This is a genomic window from Sphingomonas sp. 179-I 2A4 NHS (assembly GCF_045369135.1).
GTDB lineage: Bacteria > Pseudomonadota > Alphaproteobacteria > Sphingomonadales > Sphingomonadaceae > Sphingomonas.
The window spans coordinates 467327-489528 of sequence record NZ_JBIQFL010000001.1; the positions used below are offsets into that span (position 1 = coordinate 467327).

At 67.3% G+C, this 22202-nt stretch carries 21 protein-coding genes; 14 read left to right on the forward strand and 7 right to left on the reverse strand.

The window, feature by feature from the left end; genetic code table 11:
* Positions 1-180: 180 nt before the first annotated feature.
* Both rplL and rplJ read right to left on the reverse strand, forming a co-directional pair.
* Positions 181-561: a 50S ribosomal protein L7/L12 gene (gene rplL, locus ACH0CP_RS02075; RefSeq protein WP_294441945.1), complete on the reverse strand. Its 381-nt coding sequence runs from the start codon at positions 559-561 to the stop codon at positions 181-183.
* 48 nt (positions 562-609) lie between these two features.
* The gene (rplJ, locus tag ACH0CP_RS02080) at positions 610-1125 is read right to left on the reverse strand and encodes a 50S ribosomal protein L10 (RefSeq protein ID WP_046406553.1); all 516 of its coding nucleotides are present in this window, start codon (positions 1123-1125) and stop codon (positions 610-612) included.
* Positions 1126-1528: 403 nt separating this feature from the next.
* Here rplJ and ACH0CP_RS02085 point away from each other — a divergent pair, with 403 nt between their 5' ends.
* The gene (locus ACH0CP_RS02085) at positions 1529-4006 is read left to right on the forward strand and encodes a PhoX family phosphatase (protein ID WP_294441946.1); all 2478 of its coding nucleotides are present in this window, start codon (positions 1529-1531) and stop codon (positions 4004-4006) included.
* Between the two features lie 44 nt (positions 4007-4050).
* Here ACH0CP_RS02085 and ACH0CP_RS02090 read toward each other — a convergent pair whose 3' ends face one another.
* The gene (locus ACH0CP_RS02090; protein WP_294441947.1) at positions 4051-5223 is read right to left on the reverse strand and encodes an alpha-hydroxy-acid oxidizing protein; all 1173 of its coding nucleotides are present in this window, start codon (positions 5221-5223) and stop codon (positions 4051-4053) included.
* 105 nt (positions 5224-5328) lie between these two features.
* On the reverse strand, positions 5329-6678 hold the full coding sequence (locus ACH0CP_RS02095) for a dicarboxylate/amino acid:cation symporter (protein WP_294441948.1): 1350 nt from the start codon (positions 6676-6678) through the stop codon (positions 5329-5331).
* A gap of 243 nt (positions 6679-6921) precedes the next feature.
* Here ACH0CP_RS02095 and ACH0CP_RS02100 point away from each other — a divergent pair, with 243 nt between their 5' ends.
* Positions 6922-8178 (forward strand): Xaa-Pro peptidase family protein, encoded by a 1257-nt coding sequence (locus ACH0CP_RS02100; protein ID WP_294441949.1) that lies wholly within the window; start codon positions 6922-6924, stop codon positions 8176-8178.
* Positions 8179-8249: 71 nt separating this feature from the next.
* Here ACH0CP_RS02100 and ACH0CP_RS02105 read toward each other — a convergent pair whose 3' ends face one another.
* Positions 8250-8597 (reverse strand): hypothetical protein, encoded by a 348-nt coding sequence (locus ACH0CP_RS02105; protein WP_294441950.1) that lies wholly within the window; start codon positions 8595-8597, stop codon positions 8250-8252.
* Between the two features lie 147 nt (positions 8598-8744).
* On the opposite strand from ACH0CP_RS02105, the gene ACH0CP_RS02110 reads away from it, so the two are divergent.
* The 3 genes from ACH0CP_RS02110 (at position 8745) to ACH0CP_RS02120 (ending at position 13063) form a co-directional block, all read left to right on the forward strand.
* The gene (locus tag ACH0CP_RS02110) at positions 8745-10025 is read left to right on the forward strand and encodes a sulfotransferase (RefSeq protein WP_294441951.1); all 1281 of its coding nucleotides are present in this window, start codon (positions 8745-8747) and stop codon (positions 10023-10025) included.
* A gap of 84 nt (positions 10026-10109) precedes the next feature.
* The gene (alaS, locus tag ACH0CP_RS02115; RefSeq protein WP_294441952.1) at positions 10110-12773 is read left to right on the forward strand and encodes an alanine--tRNA ligase; all 2664 of its coding nucleotides are present in this window, start codon (positions 10110-10112) and stop codon (positions 12771-12773) included.
* A gap of 71 nt (positions 12774-12844) precedes the next feature.
* Entirely contained in the window at positions 12845-13063 is a 219-nt protein-coding gene (locus tag ACH0CP_RS02120; protein WP_294441953.1) for a DUF2945 domain-containing protein, read from the forward strand.
* Between the two features lie 50 nt (positions 13064-13113).
* On the opposite strand, the gene ACH0CP_RS02125 is transcribed toward ACH0CP_RS02120, so the two are convergent.
* The gene (locus tag ACH0CP_RS02125; protein ID WP_294441954.1) at positions 13114-13659 is read right to left on the reverse strand and encodes a hypothetical protein; all 546 of its coding nucleotides are present in this window, start codon (positions 13657-13659) and stop codon (positions 13114-13116) included.
* 163 nt (positions 13660-13822) lie between these two features.
* Here ACH0CP_RS02125 and ACH0CP_RS02130 point away from each other — a divergent pair, with 163 nt between their 5' ends.
* Positions 13823-14527, forward strand: a complete 705-nt coding sequence (locus ACH0CP_RS02130) for a glutathione S-transferase family protein (RefSeq protein ID WP_294441955.1) — start codon at positions 13823-13825, stop codon at positions 14525-14527.
* Here ACH0CP_RS02130 and ACH0CP_RS02135 read toward each other — a convergent pair.
* Positions 14524-15012 (reverse strand): DNA-deoxyinosine glycosylase, encoded by a 489-nt coding sequence (locus ACH0CP_RS02135; protein ID WP_294441957.1) that lies wholly within the window; start codon positions 15010-15012, stop codon positions 14524-14526. The genes ACH0CP_RS02130 and ACH0CP_RS02135 overlap by 4 nt on opposite strands.
* 80 nt (positions 15013-15092) lie before the next feature.
* On the opposite strand from ACH0CP_RS02135, the gene ACH0CP_RS02140 reads away from it, so the two are divergent.
* The 8 genes from ACH0CP_RS02140 (at position 15093) to ACH0CP_RS02175 (ending at position 22118) form a co-directional block, all read left to right on the forward strand.
* Positions 15093-16070 carry a cysteine synthase A gene (locus ACH0CP_RS02140; protein WP_294441958.1) on the forward strand — a complete coding sequence of 326 codons (978 nt, stop codon included), beginning with the start codon at positions 15093-15095 and terminating at the stop codon, positions 16068-16070.
* Positions 16071-16088: 18 nt separating this feature from the next.
* The gene (locus ACH0CP_RS02145; RefSeq protein WP_406888464.1) at positions 16089-16406 is read left to right on the forward strand and encodes a hypothetical protein; all 318 of its coding nucleotides are present in this window, start codon (positions 16089-16091) and stop codon (positions 16404-16406) included.
* Positions 16407-16717: 311 nt separating this feature from the next.
* The gene (locus tag ACH0CP_RS02150; protein WP_294441960.1) at positions 16718-17221 is read left to right on the forward strand and encodes a division/cell wall cluster transcriptional repressor MraZ; all 504 of its coding nucleotides are present in this window, start codon (positions 16718-16720) and stop codon (positions 17219-17221) included.
* Complete coding sequence (rsmH, locus tag ACH0CP_RS02155) at positions 17218-18198, forward strand: 16S rRNA (cytosine(1402)-N(4))-methyltransferase RsmH (protein ID WP_294441961.1); 981 nt, start codon at positions 17218-17220, stop codon at positions 18196-18198. Before ACH0CP_RS02150 ends, rsmH begins: the two co-directional genes overlap by 4 nt.
* On the forward strand, positions 18199-18858 hold the full coding sequence (locus ACH0CP_RS02160; RefSeq protein WP_294441962.1) for a hypothetical protein: 660 nt from the start codon (positions 18199-18201) through the stop codon (positions 18856-18858).
* 32 nt (positions 18859-18890) lie between these two features.
* Entirely contained in the window at positions 18891-20582 is a 1692-nt protein-coding gene (locus ACH0CP_RS02165; RefSeq protein WP_294441963.1) for a penicillin-binding protein 2, read from the forward strand.
* Positions 20579-22000: a UDP-N-acetylmuramoyl-L-alanyl-D-glutamate--2,6-diaminopimelate ligase gene (locus ACH0CP_RS02170; RefSeq protein WP_294441964.1), complete on the forward strand. Its 1422-nt coding sequence runs from the start codon at positions 20579-20581 to the stop codon at positions 21998-22000. The genes ACH0CP_RS02165 and ACH0CP_RS02170 overlap by 4 nt, the downstream gene beginning before the upstream one ends.
* Complete coding sequence (locus tag ACH0CP_RS02175) at positions 21990-22118, forward strand: hypothetical protein (protein ID WP_294441965.1); 129 nt, start codon at positions 21990-21992, stop codon at positions 22116-22118. Before ACH0CP_RS02170 ends, ACH0CP_RS02175 begins: the two co-directional genes overlap by 11 nt.
* The last annotated feature ends 84 nt before the right edge of the window (positions 22119-22202 follow it).

The window sequence follows — 22202 nt, forward strand, 5'->3', positions numbered from 1 at the left end:
CGTCGTCACCGAATTGAGCATGCATAGAAAAAGGCGGCGCCCGCGAGGGGAGCCGCCTTTTTCTGTCTTCGGCTATGCCGTCACGGGAGCAGGTCCCGTGACGTCGGACGTGAGCCTTGGCCCACGCCGGCCGGCCTTGCGGGGATGCGGGCCAGCATGGCCCGTCTTCCCCGCAGCGGCTTACTTGACCTCGACGGTCGCGCCAGCTTCTTCAAGCTGCTTCTTGACCTTCTCGGCCTCGTCCTTCGAGACGCCTTCCTTGATCGCCTTCGGAGCCGACTCAACGAGGGTCTTCGCTTCGGTCAGGCCCAGGCCCGTGATCGCGCGGACTTCCTTGATGACGTTGATCTTCTTGCCACCGTCGCCGGTGAGGATCACGTCGAACTCGGTCTTCTCTTCAGCGGCCGGTGCACCGCCGCCGGCGCCGCCAGCTGCCGGAGCTGCTGCAACCGCTGCTGCGGCCGAGACGCCCCACTTCTCTTCGAGGAGCTTCGAGAGCTCAGCCGCCTCGAGGACGGTCAGTTCGGACAGCTGGTCAACCAGCGCGTTCAGGTCTGCCATGATATACTTCCTTTGAAACGTTCGAATGAAACGATGCTGCCTGAAGGATCAGGCGGCTTCCTTTTCCGAGTAAGCTGCAAGCACGCGCGCGATCTGCGCGGCGGGCGCCTGGGTGATGGTCGCGATCTTGGTGGCCGGGGCCACGATGAGACCGACGATCTTCGCCCGGAGCTCGTCGAGCGACGGCATCGTGGCGAGCGCCTTCACGCCCTCCACGTCGAGCTTGGTCGCACCCATGCCGCCGCCGACGATCTCGAACTTGTCGGTCGTCTTGGCGAAGTCCACGGCCACCTTGGCAGCCGCAACGGGGTCGACCGAGGTCGCGAGACCGACCGGACCGGTGAAATATTCACCCAGGCCGTCATAGTCGGTGCCATCGAGCGCGATCTTGGCAAGCTTGTTCTTCGAGACCTTGTAGACGGCACCGGCCTCGCGCATCTTCGTCCTCAGCTGCGTCGACTGTGCGACGGTGAGGCCGAGGTTGCGGGTGACGACCACCACGCCGACCTCGGAGAAGGTCTGCTTGAGTTCGGCGACGGCTTGGGCCTTTTCAGCACGATCCATGCCATTCTCCACACTTTGGCCGCGTCCCGAAGGCTGCGGCCGGTTACGATCCGTATGCGGCAGATACCGCATCCGGTTGTCCAGCGAAGGGGAATGGGAAGCAGTCGCACGGCGCGGGAATGACCCCGTAAGCGGTGCGGCAAACCGAAGCGCCAGGGCGCTGCGGCAAAATCCTGTCCCCGCCTCGGCGGGGAATTAAGGGCGCCAGGGCCCACCCGCTGTCTCGGACGGCGCCGTTCGCCCAAAGGCGTACGACAAGCGCGGCTCCATAGCGAAAGCGTGCGCTGGGTCAAGTGTCTTGGACTTCACATCAAATTGCAACCGTAGCGACTTCGTCACGCCACGTAGCCGTCACCAGCGCCCGCCACATGACCCCGTAACAGGGCAGCTTCCGGGGGCGATCATGACCGATTCGACTTTCCTCTACGACGATGGCGACGTTGACACGAACGAGAGCGCGAACACGCATCTGGGCGATCTGATCGCGCGCCGCTATTCGCGCCGGCAGACGCTGCGCGGCGGCTTGAGCGCGATGACGACCGCAGTGTTCGGCGGCGTGCTCCTCGCGGGCTGCGACGACGATGACACGATCACGCGCGATCCGATCACCGTGACGGCGGGCAGTGCGGTGGCGATCACTGCGGGCAAGATCGTAACGCTGCAGGGTACCGCCAGCCCCACCGCGCAGGCGGTCGGATGGACGCAGGTGAGCGGCCCGGCGGTGACGCTGAGCAGCAGCGGCGCGAGCGCGACGTTCATTGCCCCTGCCGTCGCCGCCGCGACGCCGCTTGTGTTCCGTTTCAGCGGCACCACCAGTTCCGGCGACAACGCAACGGCGGATACGACGGTCACCGTCTCTCCCGCGACGCTCGATTTCGCCGCCGTGGCGAAGAACCGCAACGACATCGTCACTGTGCCGGCCGGCTATCGCGTGACGGTGCTGTACCGCCTTGGCGATCCGATCAACGGCGCGACGCCTGCCTTCGCCAATGACGGCAGCGATTCGAGCTTCGCGACCCGTGCGGGCGATCATCATGACGGGATGAGCTTCTTCGGCCTTGCCGCCAGCGGCACCGCGCGGGACGCATCGAACAGCACCCGCGGGTTGCTGGTGCTCAATCACGAGAACATCACCCAGGCCTATCTTCACCCGAACGGCCCGACGAGCGCCGGCGGCGTGCGGCCGGAGGCCGAGGCGACCAAGGAGATCGAGGCGCATGGCGTCTCGGTGGTCGAGGTCACCCGCGGTGCCTCCGCATGGAGCTATGTCCAGGCGTCGGCGCTCAACCGGCGCGTCACGCCCAATACGCCGACTGCCTTCAGCGGCCCGGCGCGCGGCAACCGTCAGCTGAGGACGCTCCATTCGCCCGATGGGACGCAGGGCCGCGGCACGATCAACAATTGCGCAAACGGCCCGATGCCCTGGGGCACCTATGCCACCGCGGAGGAGAATTGGGCCGGCTACTTCCGCCGCGACACCGGCGACGCGACGGTGCGCACCAATGCGGGGGCCGCGAAGGAGAACCGCAGCCTCACCCGCTATGGCATCGGTGAGGGCCGCGCGGGCAATTACGGCTGGTCGACGGTGGCCGCGTCAGACCCGTCGAACACCAGCTTTCGCCGCTGGAACGCCACCGCCAGCGCGGCGCTCGCCGCGGACGGCACCGGTGATTTCCGGCACGAGCCGTTCCAGTTCGGCTGGATCGTCGAGATCGATCCCTATGATCCCGCCTCCACGCCGCGCAAGCGCACCGCGCTCGGCCGCATGAACCATGAGGGCGTGGAGCCCGGCCGGATGGTCGCCGGCGTAAAGCCGGCCTTCTACATGGGTGACGACGCGCAGAACGAATATATCTACAAGTTCGTCTCCAACACCGCTTGGTCCGCGGCGGACGCCAATGCCGCGAGCCGGCTGGCGGTGGGCGACAAATACCTCGACGCCGGGACGCTGTACGTCGCGAAGTTCAACGCCGACGGTTCGGGCCAGTGGCTGCCGCTCACCTTCGGCTCGGGCCCGCTGACCAGCGCCAACACGGACTATCCCTTCGCCGATCAGGCCGACGTGCTGATCAACGTCCGCCTCGCGGCGGATGCGCTTGGCGCCACCAAGATGGACCGGCCGGAATGGACCGCGGTGAACCCGGCCAATGGCGAGATGTATTGCACGCTGACGAACAACAGCTCGCGCACCGCAGCCGGCGTCGATGCCACTAACCCGCGCGCCTATGTCGATCCCCGCACCGATGGGCGCAGCAACAGCGTGGGCAACGTCAATGGCCACGTCATCCGCCTGCGCGAAGCCGGCGACACGACCGAGGCGACGAGCTTCACCTGGGACGTCTATGCCTTCGGTTCGGGCCGTGATCTCGACGCGGCCAACATCAACCTGTCGGGGCTGGACGACAGCAACGATTTCTCCTCGCCCGACGGCATGTGGTTCAGCCTGCCCTCGAACGTCGCAGGGCAGGGGGCCAATCCGGTGATGTGGCTGCAGACGGACGATGGCGCCTATACCGATGTCACCAACTGCATGATGCTGGCCGCAATTCCGGGCCGGGTGGGTGACGGGGGCGTGAAGACGATCACCAACACCACGCCTGCCGGCACCAGCACCGCGACGACGCGCGTCGGCAAGGTGCCGGGCGCGACGCTGAAGCGCTTCCTCGTCGGCCCGAAGGAGTGCGAGATCACCGGCATAACCTCGACGCCGGACGGCAAGGCACTGTTCGTCAACATCCAGCACCCGGGCGAGAATGGCGGGCCGGACAATATCACGTCGAACTGGCCGGCGTCGCAGAGCGGCACTTCGGCCAGCGCCAGCCGACCGCGCTCGGCCACGATCGTGATCACCCGCGAGGATGGCGGGCTGGTCGGGATCTGATCTTCAGGGGCGTCATCCCTTCGCCGGATGACGCCTTCCCGGCGCTAGCGATCCGTCCGGATCGCCCCCGCCTGGCGCACCGCCTCCAAGGTTGGCCAGCCGTTGACCGCCATCAGCAGGTCCGCCTCGGCAAGGAAACACTTCAGCACGTGCGCGCAGCCCGCCGCGCCGCCCAGCGCCAGGCCATAGGAATAGGGCCGGCCGACACCCACCGCATCCGCGCCAAGCGCGATCGCCTTCACCACATCGGTGCCCGATCGGATGCCCGAATCGAACAGCACCGGCACGCGTCCCGCCACCTCGTCGGCCACCGCCGGCAGCATGTCGATCGCCGCGATGCCGCCGTTCGCCTGCCGACCGCCGTGATTGGAGACATAGATGCCGTCCGCGCCGCTATCGATCGCGCGGCGCGCGTCATCGGGGTGGCATATCCCCTTCAGCACGATCGGAAGCTTCGTGATCGACTTGAGCCACGCCATGTCGTCCCACGTCAGCACCTTGCCGAACGTCGCGCCCCAGGTGCCGATGGCGGTGCGCAGATCCTCCTCGGGCGCCTTGCCGCCCAGCATCTGGCGAAAGCGCGGATCCACGAAATAGTTCTGCAGCACATGGCCGCGCAGCTGCGGGAAGTTCGACGGGTTGAGATCGCGCGGCCGCCAGCCGGTGACCCAGGTGTCGAGCGTGACGACGATCGCCTTGTATCCCGCCGCCTCCGCGCGCCCGACGAGGCTTTCGGCCAGTTCCTTGTCGCGCGGCGTGTAGAGCTGGAAGAAGGCCGGCGTCTCGCCGCAGGCGGTCTTCACGTCCTCCAGCGGATCATTCGACAGGGTCGAGGCGGTCAGCGGCACGCCGGTCATGGCTGAGGCCTGTGCCGCCGCCACGTCGCCGTGCTGGTCCTGCGTCATCATGCCGGTGACGCCGATCGGCGCCATGAACAACGGCGAGGGCAGTTTCAGCCCGAACAGCTCGATCGAAAGATCACGGTGCGTCGCATCGACCATCATGCGCGGCACCATCCCCCAATGGCGGAAGGCGCGCGCATTCTCGTCCTGCGTATATTCGTCCCCGCAGCCGCCCTGGACATAGGTCAGCACATGCGGCGGCAGCGCGGATTGCGCGCGCTTCTCCAGCGTCGCGAAATCGACCGGATAGGTGGGGACCACGCCGGACAGGCCGGCACCATAGATCTGGGTTTGCAGGTCGCCGTAATGCGGCATGGAAGGCTCTCCTTTGCCGCCTTCATTGCCGCGCGGGGGCGCGCTGTCACCCCCTTGGCCTGCGCCGGCGCGGCAACGCATCAGTGCCACGCCGGCGGGGATACGTCAGGCGCGCCGGTCCACGTCGAGGTTCGGCGTCTCGCGGAAGCTGTCGGTGTCAAAGGCCGGCCCGCCTCCCGCTGGCGCCCGTGGCCCGTCGATCACGTCCGGCTCCATCGGATCGAGCTCGCCTTCCCATTTCGCGATTACCGCGCTCGCCACCGCATTGCCGACGACGTTGGTTGCCGACCGGCCCATGTCGAGGAAGTGGTCGATGCCAAGGATCAGCAGCAGGCCGGCCTCGGGAATATCAAAGAAGCCAAGCGTCGCCGCGATCACCACCAGGCTGGCGCGCGGCACGCCGGCAATGCCCTTGCTGGTGATCATCAGCACCAGCAGCATGGTGATTTCCTGCCACAGCGTCAGATCGATGCCATAGGCCTGCGCGATGAAGATCGTCGCGAAGGTCATGTAGATCATCGAGCCGTCGAGGTTGAAGCTGTAGCCCAGCGGCAGGACGAAGCTGGCGATGCGCGGCGGCACGCCGAACTTGTCCAGCGCCTCCAGCGTGCGGGGATAGGCGGCTTCGGACGATGCGGTGGAGAAAGCGAGCAGCAGTGGCTCGCGCACGTAGCGCACCAGCAGCTTCGTACGCTTTCCGACGATCGCCCAGCAGACCCCGAACAGCAGCATCCACAGGATGATCATGCCAAGGTAGAAGGTGCCCATGAAATAGGCGAGGTTGCCGATGATCGAGGGCCCGCGCTCGGTCAACGTGCCAGCCACCGCCGCGAACACCGCGATGGGGGCGAAGCGCATCACGTAATTGGTGACGGTCAGCATCACCTGCACCAGCGCCTCGATGCCGCGCACCAGCGGCGCGGCCTTCTCGCCGACTGCGGTGATCGCCACGCCGATGAAGATCGAGAAGACGACGATCTGCAGGATCTCGTTCTTCGCCATCGCTTCGATTCCGGAGGCGGGGAAGACGTGGGTGATGAAATCCTTGAGGTTGAACGCGGCCTTTTCGACGCCGCTGGTGGCGGTTTCCGGCGGGATCGGGAAGTTCAGCCCGACGCCCGGCTGGAACAGGTTCACCAGGATGAGGCCAAGCGTCAGGCTGACGAGGCTGGCGCAGATGAACCACGCCACCGCCCGCCCGCCGATCCGGCCCAGCGCCTTGGTGTCCCCCATGTGCGCGATGCCGGCGACGAGGGTCGCGAACACCAGCGGGGCGATGATCATCTTGATCAGCCGCAGGAAAACGGCGGTCACGATCGAGAAATATCCGGCGATCTCTTCCAGCCGGGCCGTCGCGGCGGCGCTGCCGTCATCGATCCAGGCATTGAGGGCAACCCCCAACGCAAGGCCAGCGACGAGCGCGATCATGATATAATAAGTGAGCCGCTTGGCCATGTATGCTCCCGAGATGTGCGCCTGGCCTTACCGCTGCGTGGCGACCCTTCGACAAGCTCGGGGCGAACGGTGGATAGGTCGTCGCGCGAAGGTGAAAGGGGATTGGCGGCGCGAGGTCAAGTGACTCTGTTCTCACACGCATAGTCGCTTTAGGCATGGCTGCGCCCGCCCGGGCAGCGCAGCACTGGGTCTGTCGCCCTCCGGTCAATTCATCCACGCACCCGATAGGAAAAGAACAAGCCGATGATCTTCGCCCCCTCCCGCCGATCACTGCTTCGGGCGGCAGCGGCGCTGCCATTGCTCTCGATCACTGGGGTTCTTCGTGCCGCGGAGCCGGATCTGGCCGAGCTTTCCGACATCACCACCGGCGCCCGGCCGATCACCCCGGCGGAGCGCACGGCGCGTGTCGCGCGGGCTCAGGCGCTGATGAAGGCCAACGTGATCGGCGCCGTGCTGATCGAGCCGGGGGCAAGCCTCACCTATTTCACCGGCGTGCGCTGGGGGCGCAGCGAACGGCTGACGGCGGCGGTGATACCGGTGGAGGGGGAAGCGCTCGTCGTCACGCCCTTCTTCGAGGAACCGTCGGTCCGCGAGACGCTGGGCGTGCCGGCGGAGGTGCGGGTGTGGCAGGAGGACGAGGATCCGCTGAAGCTCGTCGCCGGCTTCCTCGCCGAACGCAAGCTGGCGGGCCGGCCGGTCGGCGTCGAGGAAACGGTGCGCTTCTTTGCCAGCGATGGGCTGAAGCGCGCGCTGCCGGGCGTCCGGCTCGTCTCCGCCAATCCGGTCGTGCGCGGCTGCCGGATGATCAAGACGCCGGCCGAGATCGCGCTGCTGCAGTGCGCGACAGACGTGACGATCGCCGCCTATCGCTGGCTCCACCCGCGGGTCGAGAAGGGCATGACCGGCGCGGAGGTCGGCGCGCTGATGAGTGCCGCGACACGCAAGCTGGGCGGGGAGCCGGTTTTCTCCATGGCGCTGATCGGCGAGGCATCGGCCTATCCGCATGGCAGCCGCGAGGTGCACCGCGTGGGCGGCGGCCAGGTCGTGCTGATGGACTGCGGCTGCGCCGTGCACGGCTACGAATCGGATGTCTCGCGCACCTGGGTTCACGGCGATGCTACTGCCGAGCAGCGCCGTGTCTGGGATCATGTCGCGCAGGGCCAGCAGATCGCGCTGAAGGCCGCTCGGCTCGGGGCACCCGCCGGCACGATCGACGATGCGGTGCGGGCGCAATATGGACGCTGGGGCTATGGCCCGCGCTACCGGCTGCCGGGTCTCTCGCACCGCACCGGCCACGGCATCGGCATGGACGGGCACGAGCCGATCAACCTCGTCCACGGCGAAACCGCGCCGCTCGCCGCCGGCATGTGCTTTTCCAATGAGCCCGGCCTGTACCTGCCGGGCAAGTTCGGCATCCGGCTGGAAGATTGCTTCGGGATGGGCGCATCGGGCCCGCAATGGTTCAGCACCCCGCCGACCAGCCTCGATCGCCCGGTCTAGCGACTTCACTCGTCACCCCGGCCTGGAGCCGGGATCCCACTTCTTCTTCTTGTTCCGGAGGGGTCGGCGGATCACTTGGCCATCGGCCGAAGCTCGACGCCGTCACGCCCGCCGCCGGTGGTGACGCTGAGGCCAAACGCCCCGCAGCCGACCAGGAACAGGTTCTTCTCCTGGCAATTGTCGGTCCGCGCCAGGAACCGCTGCCGTTCGTTGGCGACCGGCTCCCACATCGGATCGCCTGCCTCGTGCACCGTGAAGGGTGCGCGGAAGCGATCCGCATTGCGCATCCCGCACACCGTGATGTCCGTCGACTGGGGGTCGCGTACGCAGCGCGAATCGGCGGTGGTCAGCTCCCGATAGCGATCGACCGCGGCTTCGGCGGAGGGAACGGCAGCTTGCAATGCCAGGATCAGCCACATGCCGGCGCGCTCCTTCAGGTGTGCCGCGCACTATGAGCGCGCCTGCGCGGCACGCACAAGTGCGACGAACCGAGCAGTCGCGCGCAACGCACTCACTTGGATCATTTTTCCTTGGGCACTAAACGGCGGGCAGGGGGTTTGCCTTTCATGTTCACCATCACCGCCGACAGCGCGGGTCCTTCTGTCGTCCCGCGCGCGTCAGGCGTCGTGGGGGAGCCGTCCCGTCGACACGCCCGCGTCAACGAGGTGCTGGAGCGTGCCTGGACGCGTGGCTGGCTGTCGCGCCCGGTGATCGAATCGGACGCGCTGATCGCGGCCGCGCGCCGGCAGGTCGGCGATGCGACGCTGGGGCCGGACAATGGCTGGCGCGAACGGCTCGACGTGCTCACCGCGGCGCTGCGCGACGAGGCGGCGCTCACCCCGCTCGGCACGGTGATCGCTCATGGCCAAATCGTGGCGGCGCTGGCCAATCGCGCGCGCATGCACGCCTGGTGGCGGCGCCACCCCGAAATCCTCGCCCAGCCGATTCGCCGCCCGATCATCGTCCTGGGGCAGATGCGCTCGGGAAGTACGCGGATGCAGCGGCTGCTCGCGTGCGATCCGCGCATCGCGCACACGCGCTTCTTCGAAAGCTGGAACCCGCTGCCGAGCGGGCGCCTTGGCCCTTTCGACGATCGCCGGCTGCGCGGCTGGATCGGCCTGCGCTGCGCCGCCTGGCTCAATCCTGAATTCCAGACCATCCATCCCACCGCCACGGCGGAGCCGGACGAGGAGATCGGGCTTCACAACGTGTCGATCTTCGGCGCCGCGTTCGAGGCGCAGTGGCGGATCCCCAGCTTCGTCGCGATGACGGAGGCGATGGACACGCGCCCCGTTTACGCCGAATTCAAGCGGCTGCTGCAGACCGCCGCGTGGCTGCGGCGCGAACGCGGGGACAAGCCGCTGGTGCTGAAGCTGCCGCAGTTCACGCAGGATCTGGATGCGGTGCTCGATACCTTCCCGGATGCGCGGTTGGTGTGCCTTGATCGCGCCGCACCGGCGACCGTCGCCTCGTCCGCTTCGCTGGTGCACAGCCAGATGCGCGTCCAGTCCGACGCCGTCGATCCGCATTGGGTGGGGGCGGAATGGCTGCGCAAGATCGCGCTTCGCCAGCAGCGTACCGCCGCTGCCCGCCGCGCCGCGATCGTGCCGCAGGTCGACGTCAGCTTCGAGGCGGTCGGCGCCGACTGGCGCTCCGAAATGCGCCGCGTGTACCGGATGCTTGCCATGCCGCTCTCGTCGCGCGTCGAGGAGCGGATGGAGCGCTTCGTTGCGCGGTCGAAAGAGGGAAGCCACGTCGCGCACCGCTATTCGCTGGCGGATTACGGGCTGAGCGAGCCCATGGTCGTGCGGGCGCTGGCCGGGGAGCTGCCATTGCGCGCCGCTTGAGCGCCATTGTCGACCGTTTTTGCGCGCGATCGACCGTACGACTACCGCTAGTCACCGGGCGTTCAGGTGATTAAGTCGCACGCCATGACCTCGACGAACGACATCCGCCGCAGCTTCCTCGATTACTTCGGCTCGGCCGGGCACAGCATCGTGCCCTCCGCACCCTTGGTGCCGCAGAACGATCCGACGCTGATGTTCGTCAACGCGGGCATGGTGCCATTCAAGAACGTGTTCACGGGCCTCGAGACTCGGCCCTATTCGACCGCGGTAAGCGCGCAGAAATGCGTGCGCGCCGGCGGCAAGCACAATGATCTCGACAATGTCGGCTACACCGCCCGGCACCATACCTTCTTCGAGATGCTCGGCAATTTCTCGTTCGGCGATTATTTCAAGGAACAGGCGATCACTCACGCCTGGACCTTGCTGACCAAGGAATGGGGCCTTCCCGCGGATAAGCTGACCGCGACCGTGTATCACACCGACGACCAGGCGTTTGATCTGTGGAAGAAGATCGCCGGCCTCCCGGATCACCGCATCATCCGCATCCCGACCAAGGACAATTTCTGGGCGATGGGCTCGGATGGTCCGTGTGGGCCGTGCAGCGAGATCTTCTACGATCATGGCGATCATATCCCCGGTGGCCCTCCCGGCTCGCCGGACGAGGATGGCGACCGCTTTGTCGAGGTGTGGAACCTCGTCTTCATGCAGTTCCTGCAGGAAGCCGACACGATCATCGGCGATCTGCCGCGCCCGTCGATCGACACCGGCATGGGGCTGGAACGGATCGCGGCCGTCATGCAGGGCGTGCACGACAATTATGATACCGACACGTTCAAGGCGCTGATCGCCGCCTCGGGCGCGCTGACCCACACTGCGACGACAGGCGCGAATCAGGCCAGCCACCGCGTGATCGCCGATCACCTGCGCTGCGCCGGCTTCCTCGTTGCCGATGGCGTGCTGCCCGCCAACGAGGGTCGCGGCTATGTCCTGCGCCGCATCATGCGCCGCGCGATGCGTCACGCGCACCTGCTCGGTGCCAAGGAGCCATTGATGCACCGCCTGGTGCCGGCGCTGGTCGCCGAAATGGGCGCGGCTTACCCGGAACTCGTCCGTGCGCAGCCGTTGATCGAGGCGACGCTCTCCCAGGAGGAAACCCGTTTCCGCCAGACGCTCGACAAGGGGCTGAAGCTCCTCGACGAGGCGACCGCGGGGATGAAGCCGGGCGACGTGCTGCCGGGTGAGACCGCGTTCAAGCTCTACGACACGTTCGGCTTCCCCTATGACCTGACCGAGGACGCGCTGCGCGCCCAGTCGTTCGGCGTCGACCGCGCCGGCTTCGACGCCGCGATGGCGGAGCAGAAGCGCGCGGCGCGCGCCGCCTGGAAGGGCTCTGGCGCCAAGGCATCGGACGAATTGTGGTTCGACCTCGCCGAGGAAGTCGGCGCGACCGAATTCACCGGCTATTCCAGCGATGTCGGCGAGGGCGTCGTGCTCGCGCTGGTCAAGGATGGCGCGCGGGTCGAAAAGGCCGCAGCCGGCGACCAGGTCGACGTGATCGTCAACCAGACGCCTTTCTATGCCGAGAGCGGCGGTCAGGTCGGCGATGCCGGCACGATCAGCAGTGAGGGGGGCCTTTCCGCCGAGGTGACCGACACCTCGAAGCAGCTCGGCAAATTGTGGGTCCATCACGCGACGCTCGGCGCGGGCGAGATCAAGGTCGGCGACACGGTGAAGCTCGCGATCGACGTCGCGCGACGCGCCGCGATCCGCGCCAACCACTCGGCCACCCACTTGCTGCATGAGGCGCTGCGCCAGCGGCTCGGCACGCATGTCGCGCAGAAGGGCTCGCTCGTCGCGCCCGATCGCCTGCGCTTCGATGTCAGCCATTCCAGCGCGATGAGCGCGGAGGAACTGGCCGATGCGGAGGCAGCGGTGAACGCCAAGATCCGCCAGAACACCCCCGTCACCACCCGGCTGATGACGCCCGACGATGCGATCGCGATGGGCGCGATGGCGCTGTTCGGCGAAAAATACGGCGACGAGGTCCGCGTCGTCTCGATGGGCAGCGATGACGGCGGCAAGACCTATTCGGTCGAGCTGTGCGGCGGCACCCATGTCAGCGCGCTGGGCGACATCGGCCTGTTCAAGGTGATCGGCGAGGGCGCCGTCTCCTCGGGCGTCCGCCGCGTCGAGGCACTGACCGGCGAAGCCGCGCGCGCTTACCTCTCCTCGCGCGACGAGAAGCTGCGCGAGGCAGCCTCCGCGCTGCGCACCACGCCAGACGAAGTCCCCGGCCGCGTCGCCTCGCTGCTCGAGGAAAAGCGCCGGCTGGAGCGTGAACTGGCCGAGGCGAAGAAGGCGCTGGCGATGGGCGGCGGCAGCGGCGCTGCGCCGGCCGGTCCCGAAACCGTCGGCGGCGTCGCCTTCGTCGGTCAGGTGCTGAACGGCTTCGAGGCCAAGGGCCTGCGCGGCGCGGTGGACGATGCCAAGAAGCGCATCGAGTCGGGCGTCGCCGCATTGGTCGCGGTCAACGACGGCCGCGCCACGGTCGCGGTCGGCGTCACCGACGATCTCGTCGCGACGTACAATGCGGTCGATCTGGTGAAGCGCGCGGTCGCCGCGGTGGGCGGGCAGGGCGGCGGTGGCCGGCCCGACATGGCGCAGGGCGGCGGTCCGGACGGCGACAAGGCCAATGACGCGCTGGCCGCGGTTCGCGCCGCGTTGGAGGAAGCCAAGGCCGCAGCCTGAACCCCCGTGTCACCGGCGGCGTGCATCTCGCGCGCTGCTGGTGCGTTCGGCATCGTCGAAGGAGACGATGCTTGGCGAATTCAATTCACAAGGGTGACAAGGTCAGCTGGCACTGGGGTAGTGGCACGGCGCACGGCAAGGTCGAGGAGCGGTTCGAACGCCGTGTCCAGCGGACGTTGAAGGGTGCCAAGGTCGTCAAGAACGGAACCAAGGATAACCCCGCGTTCCTCATCGCACAGGAGGACGGCGCGAAGGTGCTGAAGCGCGGATCTGAATTGCACAAAGGCTAACGGCCGCGGGCGCCGTGCCCGCGGCCTCTGCCGTACTTACTTGGCCGCTCTTACTTGCCGGCCATCGCTGCTTCGAGCTGCGCAGCGGTCATCCCGATGGTGACACCCTGCGGCCCGGGGCCGAACGAGCCGATCGGCAGCTTCGCGTCACCCTTGGGCGTGGTGAGCGTCACGAACTGCGCGTCCGCTTCCTTGATCGTTCCGACCGACGCGCCGGCCGAACCATAGACGGTGGTGCCCGCGGTCAGCTTCGACTTGAAGTCGGCAGCGGCCTGCGCCGCGCCCTGGCCGGCAGCAGCTTCAAGCTCCGCCTTCGTCATGCCGAGCGTTGGGCCCTTGGGGCCGGTGCCGAACGAGGTGAGCGGGACGGCAGCCTTGACGGTGCCGGTGTCGACGACTGCGTTGGTGCCGTCGGTCGATGCGATCGTGCCGACCGTGCCGCCCTGCGCGTCATAAATGGTGGCGCCGACGGTCGGCGCGCCGGCTGCCGGTGCAGCAGCAGCGCCGGTTGCGGGCGTGGTGGCCGGAGCCGGGGCAGTCTGGGCGGTGGCGGCGATCGGCGCCGCGGCAAGCAGAAGGAATGCGTAACGGTACATGGTCGCTCCTTGGTTGTTGCGTCAGTGTTCCAACGAGGGCGCGCGACCCGGGTTCCTGCAAGTGCGGGGCGGCGGGCCGCTCCATCGCGGGGATAAACCGAGCCTCCTTGGCGCAACCGCGCCAGCCACCTACCTTCCGGTGCACACTTCAGGAGAACCCTTCGTGCCTGATCTTTCCGCATTCCCGGTCACCCGGCGCTGGCCCGCCCGGCATCCCGATCGCTTGCAATATTACGGCCTGCCGACGCCCAATGGCGTCAAGGTGTCGATCATGCTGGAGGAAACCGGTCTTCCCTACGAGGTTCACCTCGTCGACTTTGCCAAGAACGATCAGAAGTCGCCGGAATTCCTGTCGCTGAACCCGAATGGCAAGATCCCCGCGATCCTCGATCCCAATGGCCCAGACGGTGCACCACTGGCGCTGTTCGAAAGTGGCGCGATCCTGCTGTACCTGGGCGAAAAGACGGGCAAGTTCCTGCCCGCGGACCCGGCGCGCCATTGGCAGGCGGTGCAATGGGTGATGTTCCAGATGGGCGGCGTCGGCCCAATGTTCGGGCAGCTCGGCTTCTTCAACAAGTTCGCCGGCCGTGAGTGGGAGGACAAGCGCCCGCTGCAGCGCTACGTCGACGAGGCGAAGCGACTGCTTGGCGTCATGGACTCCGCACTGGAGGGCAAGCAGTGGTTCCTCGGCGATGAGTATTCGGTCGCCGACATCTCGATGATCGGTTGGGTGAACAACCTCATCACCTTCTACGAAGCGCGCGACCTCACTGGCTTCGACGGCTATTCAAACGTCGTCGCATGGCTGGAGCGGGGCCTTGCCCGTCCGGCCGTGCAGCGTGGGCTGGAAATCCCCAAGCGGCCTTAGGCCAGATACTCGGCGATGGCCGACCAGGCGGGCTGCTTGGCGGCGAGGCCGACCGTGTGGAGCGGGCTGGACGAGGGGAGGGCGAGGATCGCGAGATCTCGCCCGGCCAGCATCGGCCGCCCGATCGACAGCGCCTTGCCGCCGTTGAAGGCGACCGCGCGAAGTTGCGGCAGGCGATCCACCAAAGCGACGAGGTCGTTCGCACTGGCGTCGCTGATGGTCGCGTCGCTGCTTCCGGTGCGCCGCGCGGTGGCGACCACGTCCCATAGCGCGATGCCTGCGGCGCTGACGGCAGCAAGCCGCGCCTCATATTCAAGCGCCGCGAGATCACGCCCGACCACCGGCGATAGCAAGCGCCAGAACTGGTTTTGCGGATGCGCATAATAGCGCCGTTCGGCGAGGCTGCGCTCACCCGGCAGGCTGCCGAGGATCAGCACGCGCGCATCATCCGGGGCGATCGGCGGGAAGGAAGATTTGAGCGTCACGTCGCCGGCCGAGATCAGCCTTCGCGCGCTACAACGCAAGGTTGCTTGTGGCGCGGGCATGGCTTCGCCATCTAAGCCGGATGCATATCGCCAACGACACGCTTTCGCTCATCGGCAACACCCCGCTCGTCCGTCTCAAAGGCCCCAGTGAGGAAACCGGCTGCGACATCTTCGGGAAATGTGAGTTCGCCAATCCCGGCGCCAGCGTGAAGGATCGCGCGGCGCTGTTCATCGTCGAGGATGCCGAGGCGCGCGGCGCGCTCAAGCCCGGCGGCACGATCGTCGAAGGAACGGCCGGCAACACCGGCATCGGCCTGGCGCTGGTCGCCAACGCCAAGGGGTATCGCACGATCATCGTGATGCCGGATACCCAGTCGAAGGAGAAGATGGACACGCTCCGCGCGCTCGGTGCCGAGCTCGTGACCGTTCCGGCCGCGCCTTACTCCAGCCCGTGCCACTTCGTGCACCAGTCACGCCGCATTGCCGAGGAGACGCCCGGTGCCGTCTGGGCCAATCAGTTCGACAATATCGCCAATCGCCGCGCCCATATCATGGGCACCGCGGAGGAGATCTGGAACCAGCTCGACGGGCGGATTGACGGCTTCACCTGCGCCGCGGGGACCGGCGGCACGATCGCGGGCGTCGGCCTCGGCCTGAAGGAAAAGGACGAGCGGATCACGATTGCGCTGAGTGACCCGCACGGCGCCGCGCTCTACAACTACTACGCCCACGGCGAATTACGCGCGGAAGGATCCTCGGTAGCCGAGGGGATCGGGCAGGGGCGGATCACCGCCAACCTGGAAGGCGCGCCGATCGACACGCAGTTCCGCATCTCGGACGCCGAGGGGCTCGAATGGGTCGATCGTCTGCTGGCGGAGGAGGGGCTTTGCCTTGGCCTGTCATCGGGCATCAATGTTGCCGGCGCGGTGCAGCTGGCGCGGCATCTGGGGCCGGGGAAGCGGGTCGTCACGATCCTGTGCGACACGGGATTCCGTTATCTTTCGAGCCTTTACAATCCGGCCTGGCGCGAGTCGAAAGGCCTCAGGGTGGCAGGGTGAGGTCCCGGAATTCGACAAGTGCGCGATGTTCCGTTAACTGACGACGACGAAATGAAATCCGTCGCATCACATAATCAGGCGATGCAGCGCGTGAAGGTTGGCCTGGTCGGGCTTGCCTTGGTTGTCCTGCTCATCGGCCTCGCAAGTGCCATCTTCAGTGCCGCCAACCGCGAAAAGCCTGTCGCTGCCCCCGGCGCGCCGCAGACGGGCGCGCTGACGAACCTCACCGTCACCAACACCAGCGACGCGGCGAACGAGCCGCTGGCCGAGCTTGGCGTTGCGCCCAGCGCCACCGATCCGTCGCCGTCACCTGCCCCGGAAGCGAACCGCCAATGATCGCGGGAAATCCGGGGATGGGCGGGAATCGAGCGCCTGGAATGGCATCTGGTCGCCCAGCGGCCGGGCCCGATTGCGGAACGGATACCGAACTGCGCCCTCTGCACACGAGACGCGACGTGGGAATCCCACCGGAATAGCCTCGTTTCCCCGACTTTCCCCAAATTTCCCTTCCTTTCCCCGTGTCTCCCTGATATTCATCAGGATGACAGAGGGGCAGGACCACTGTTTTTTGTCGATGGCGACAACCGAGGGCGGTGTGAGCTGCTTTTCGGCTCGGGCGGGTCTTGCGCGCCTTGTGCGAGGTGGGCGTGTCGGAACGGGTGGATTATCTTGGGAAGGGGGTCGGCCTTGTCGATGACAAGGGTCGTGTCGCCATTCCCAGCACCCTGCGGGCCGCCCTCGCCCAGAATGCACCGCGGCCGGACGGCAAGGACGGCGGCACCGTGCTCGTCGGCGTTCACCCGGATTTCCCGTGTCTGATCGCGCATGACCGCGGCTATGTGGAATTCGCCAAGAACCAGCTGATCCAGCGCCAGGCCGAGGCCGGCGCACACACCGGTTCCGCGGCTTACTACGCGCCCCGCATGCGCGGCGCCTCAGTCGAGCCAGTGCCGTTCGACGGCAGCGGCCGCTTCATCCTGCCTGCGGCCGAGCGTGAACTTGCCGGAATCACCGACATCGCCTTCTTCCTCGGCGACTACGAGAGCTTCATGATCTGGGACCCGCGCGCGCTCATGGCGCACGAGGGGGTCGACGAGATGGTGAAGCGTCACGCCGCCATCATGTGCCGAGACAAGGGGATCACGCTGTGAGCCCCCGCCCAGACGCCGATGCACCGCACATCCCGGTGCTGCTCGACGAAGTTCTCGCCGCGCTTGCCCCCGAGCGCGGCGAGACCATGGTCGATGCCACGTTTGGCGCCGGCGGCTACACCCGTGCGCTGCTTGGCGCCGGGGTGCAGGTTTTCGCCTTCGATCGCGATCCTGACGCGATCGCGGCGGGCCGCGCGCTGGAGGAGGCAGAGGCTGGCCTCACGCTCGTCCCCAGCGAGTTCTCGCGCATGGATCGCGAACTGGCGGCGCGGGGGATCGCCTCCGTTGATGGCGTGGCGATGGATATCGGCGTCTCCTCGATGCACCTCGACCAGGCGGAGCGCGGCTTCTCTTTCCAGCAGGACGGGCCGCTCGACATGCGCATGAGCCAGTCGGGCGAGAGCGCGGCCGATTTCCTGAATCACGCCGATGAAGAGGATATCGCCAACGTCCTGTGGCGGTACGGCGAGGAGCCCAAGTCGCGCCGCGTCGCGCGCGCGATCGTCGCTGCGCGGCCGCTGACCACGACCGGCGAATTCGCCCGTGTCGTGCGCAAGGCGCTGGGCCACCGGCCGCACGACAAGAAGGATCCGGCGACCCGCGCCTTCCAGGCAGTTCGCATCCATGTGAACCGCGAGCTTGATGAACTGGCCGAAGGGCTGGCCGCGGCGGAGCGGATCCTCGCGCCGGGCGGGCGGCTGGCCGTGATCAGCTTCCACTCGCTCGAGGATCGCATGATCAAGCGCTTCCTGCGCGAACGGAGCGGGGGAACGCCGGCAGGATCGCGCCATCGGCCGGCGGTGGCCGCGGCGCAGGCGCCGACATTCGAGATTACTGCCCGCGCCGTGCGCGCGGGTGCAGCGGAAGCGGCGCGCAACCCGCGCGCTCGTTCCGCGACATTGCGGACGGCGCGGCGGACGGCCGCGCCGGCATGGGGCAACGACGGTTTGGGGCGAGCCGGCAGTGGAGACGAGTAAATGACGGCGGCGTATCGATTGAAAGGGCTCGGGTGGTTCGGCGGCGTGGTGATCGTGTCGCTGAGCTTCTATCTTGTCAGCCTCCAGGTGGCGGCGGAGCGCAAGCGGCTGGCGCAGGTCGACGCGAAGATCAGCGCTGCCGAACGCGATATCCGCGCTCTGGAAACGGAGTTCGACGTTCGTGCGAACCTGGCGCAGCTCGAACGCTGGAACGGCGATACGCTCGCGCTCGTCGCCCCGACGGCGCAGCAGTTCGTGCGTGACGAAGCGCAGCTTGCGGCGATCAGCTTCACGCCCGGCGGCGCTGCGCCGATAGCCGAGGGCGCGATCCAGACCGCCCAGCTGATCGTGCCGTCGCGCCCCATCGACTCGGCGCCGGCCGCAATCACCGAAACGCCGGCCGCCGCCGCCGCTGCCAAGCTCGTCCAGGTCGCTGCCAAGCCTGGCGAGCCGCGTCCCGCCACCGTCCAGCTTGCGTCCGCCGTCACGAAGCCGGTGCGCCCGGCCGCGATCAAGGTTGCGGCAGCGCGCGGCGATGAGCCGGTCGCTACGATCCGCAAGGCCAATGCCGTTGCCATGCTCGACAAGTCGCTGCTCAGCGACCGCACCCTCGGCGACCTGCTGAGCGGCGCCCGCACCGAGACGAGCCGCTTGCGTTGAGCACGATGGTCGCCCGGCAGGCGGCACGCCCCATGCGTGCCGCCGAACAGCGGCAGGCGCTGCTCGCGACACAGCACCAGCGGCTGATGATGCTGCTGCTGCTGTTCACGGCAGCGATCCTGCTGGTGATCGGGCGACTGGCGATGCTCGCGTTTGACGGCGGCCCGCGCCGGTCGGCCGCGATCAGCACCGCGCCGCGCGGCGATATCGTCGATCGCAACGGCGCGCAGCTGGCGCGCACGATCGATGCGTGGACGATCGGCGTTCACCCGAACAAGCTGCTCGGCGACCGGATGGAGATCGCCAAGCGCCTCGCCGACCTGATGCCCGATGTCGGCGATCAGGCGCGCTTCTACCGGTTGATCACCAAGCCGGTGACCTTCACCTATCTCAATCGCCGCGCATCTCCGGCCCTGGTCCAGGCGGTGAATGCCATCGGTGAGCCGGGCATCGTTTTCGAACGCGAGACGCAGCGGCTGTACCCGCAATCCTCGCTTGCCGCGCACGTGCTCGGCTATATCGGCACCACGCAGAAGGATCCTGTCGTTCGCGGACGGCTGGGCATGGAGCGGGCGCTGGAGGAGCGGCTGACCAACCCTGCACTCTCCGGCACCCCCGTCGCGCTCTCGATCGACAGCCGCGTCCAGGCAGCGATGGAAAGCGAGCTTGGCCGGGCCATGTCGACGATGCAGGCGCGCGCCGCCGCCGGCATCGTGCTCGACGTCGACACGGGCGAGGTCATCTCGATGGTGTCGCTGCCGCTGTTCAACCCGAACCGAGTCGGCATGGCGGGCAGCGAACAGCTGCGCAACACCGTCACCCAGAGCGTTTACGAGCTGGGTTCGGCGTTCAAGCCGATCGCCATGGCGACCGCGATAGACAATGGCATCGTCACCGATATGTCGCGTCGGTTCGACGCGACGGCGCCGATCCAGGTCGGCCGCTTCCGGATCAAGGACGACCACGCTCAGAACCGCTGGCTCAACATCCCGGAAACGCTGATCCACTCGTCGAACATCGCCACTGCCCGCGTCGCAGACGAGATCGGCGCCGCGCGTATGCAGGACATGTTCCGCAAGATGGGCTTCGACACGAAGCCCGATATCGAGCTGATCGAGAAGGGCCGCCCGCTCTGGCCGCATTATTGGGCGCGGACCACGGTGATGACGACCGCGTACGGCCACGGCATTGCGGTGACGCCACTTCATCTCGCCAATGCCTATGCCACGCTCGTCAACGGCGGCATCTGGCGCCCGACCACGCTGCTGAAGGTGGCGCCGGGCCATGCGCCGAAGGGCCGCCGCGTTCTGAAGGAGGAGACCAGCGCACGGCTTCGGCAGCTGCTCCGCCTGATCGTCACCAACGGCACGGGGCGAAAGGCCGAGGCCCCAGGCTACCGCGTCGGTGGCAAGACTGGCACTGCCGAGGCCGCTGAAGCTGGCGGCTATGCCCGCAACCGCAACGTTTCCACCTTTGCGGCGGTGTTCCCGATGGATGCGCCGCGCTATGTGGTGCTGACTATGATGGACAGCCCGAAGCGGGTGCAGGAAAACTCCTTCCAGACCACCGCCGCCTATACCGCCGCTCCCGTCGTCAGCCGTGTGATCAGCCGGACCGGCGCGATGCTGGGCGTCATTCCGGACGCGAATCGCGACATCGACCTTGGTGAACTGCCAAACCTCTTGTGGCACGCTCCTGGCGACAAGAAGGTCGCCGCAGAATGAAGCTTGGCGACCTCATTCCCGACGGCGGCGATCAGACCGTCACCGGGTTCGCAATCGACCACCGCAAGGTCGCGCCGGGCACCATCTTCGGCGCATTCGAGGGCCAGCGGGTGAACGGAGAGGATTTCATCCCCGCTGCGATCGCCGCCGGCGCCATCGCGGTCGTCGCCCGCCCTCAGGCCGTCGTTGAGGGTGCGCTTCACATTGCTGATCACAACCCCCGCGCGCGCTTCGCAGAACTGGCGACGACGTTCTTTGCGCCTTTCCCAGAAACCGCGGTTGCGGTGACCGGAACCAACGGCAAGACCTCGACGGTCGAACTGACGCGCCAATTGTGGCGCATGGCCGGACACCATGCCGCCTCGATCGGCACCCTCGGCGTCACCACGGCGGACGAGCGGGTGACGACTGGCCTTACGACGCCCGACGTCGTCACGTTCCTCTCCAATGTCGCCGGGCTCGCGCGGGAGGGCGTGACGCATGTCGCCTTCGAGGCATCGAGCCACGGGCTGACGCAATATCGCACCGAAGGCCTGCGTGTGTCCGCTGCCGCCTTCACCAATCTCAGCCGCGATCATCTCGACTATCACGGTGACATGGCGGCGTATTTCACCGCCAAGCTGCGGCTCTTTTCGGAAGTGCTGGCGCCCGACGGCACCGCCGTCGTCTGGGCTGACGATCCCCATTCGGACCGGGTGATCGATCTTGCCCGCCAGCGCCGCAACCGCCTGATGACGGTGGGCGAGCATGGCGACGACATCCGGCTTGTCTCGCGCGATCCGACGCTGCTCGGGCAGGGGCTGGTCATCGCAGCCGGGGGCGCCGAGCATCATGTGAAGCTGCCGTTGATCGGCGCTTACCAGGCAGCGAATGCGCTGATGGCTGCAGCGTTGGTGATCGCGACGGGCGGCGATGTCACGGCCACGATCGCTGGCCTATCCCGGCTGCAGCCCGTGCGTGGTCGACTGGAGCGCGCCGTGATCACCGCCAGCGGAGGGCCGGTCTATGTCGATTACGCGCATACGCCCGACGCACTGGAGGCGGCGATCGCCGCGCTTCGCCCGCACGTCACTGGCCGGCTGATCCTCGTCTTTGGCGCCGGCGGTGACCGCGATCAGGGCAAGCGCGAACCGATGGGGGCGATCGCCCAGGCGCTGGCCGACGTGGTGATCGTGACGGACGACAATCCGCGAAGTGAGGATCCGGCCACGATTCGCGCCGACATCCTGAAGGCAGCGCCTAGCGCGGTCGAACATGGCGATCGCCGCGGCGCCATCCGCCTCGCCATCGAGCAGGCGGGACCGGAGGACATCGTGCTGATCGCCGGCAAGGGACATGAACAGGGGCAGATCGTCGGCGATCTCGTCCTGCCGTTTGATGACGTGAGTGTAGCCAGGGAGGTTGCAGGTGAAGCATAAGTTCGTGACCCCGTCGAAGCCCAATGCCAGCGAGGGTGAGAAGCGCCCGCGCGAGCGCCGCACCCTCGGCGTGCGGTATGAGCTGGTGACGGGTGACAGCGTCAGCGGGCTGCGTTGAACCGCGCGGCGGCACCGCGTTCTCTCTCCCTGGCCGGGGTACGCCCCGGCCTGTCGATACTGGACCCGGCCGTCCGCCGCGGTG